The sequence below is a fragment of the Iodobacter sp. BJB302 genome (genome assembly GCF_002735645.1).
Taxonomy (GTDB): Bacteria; Pseudomonadota; Gammaproteobacteria; order Burkholderiales; family Chitinibacteraceae; genus Iodobacter.
Window position 1 is genome coordinate 1 of the sequence record NZ_PDZG01000197.1, and the last position, 562, is coordinate 562.

The 562-nt window shown below is 55.7% G+C and carries 1 protein-coding gene; it reads left to right on the forward strand.

Translation table 11 applies throughout. The features are described from left to right. A partial coding sequence (locus CSQ88_RS22610) for an IS66 family transposase (protein WP_143449604.1) occupies positions 1-562 on the forward strand: 562 nt, incomplete at both ends.

Genomic DNA, 562 nt, shown 5'->3' on the forward strand with positions numbered 1-562 from the left:
TTATGGTCAGCAAATACGTGGACCATCTGCCTTTGTACCGGATTGCTCAAATCGCCGAACGGCAAGGTGTGACCTTAGCCCGCTCCACCCTTGCTAGCTGGGTAGGCGTGATTGGCTTCTGGTTGCACCCCTTGGCCGACCGGCTGGCGGAACGACTGCGAACGCAAACCATCTTGCATGCCGATGAAACACCGGTTTCGCAGCTGGATCCAGGCAAGGGTAAGACTAAAAAAGCATATTTATGGGTTTATCGCAGCAATGTGCTCGCCGCAGGCCCACCCATCGTGGTGTTTGATTACCAAATCAGCCGCTCTGGTCAGCATGTGCGGGATTTCCTTAGCGACTGGCAAGGTCGACTGATGGTTGACGGCTATGCGGGCTATAAAGCGCTGTTTAGCACGGGCGTAACCGAACTCGGCTGCTGGGCGCATGCAAGGCGCAAATTCTATGAGCTGTATGAATCGAACCAAAGCCCGATTGCCGCCGAAGCGCTGCGGCGCATCGCGGCCCTGTATGCACTGGAAAGCGAGATTAACGCACTGGATTTAACCCCAGAGGCACG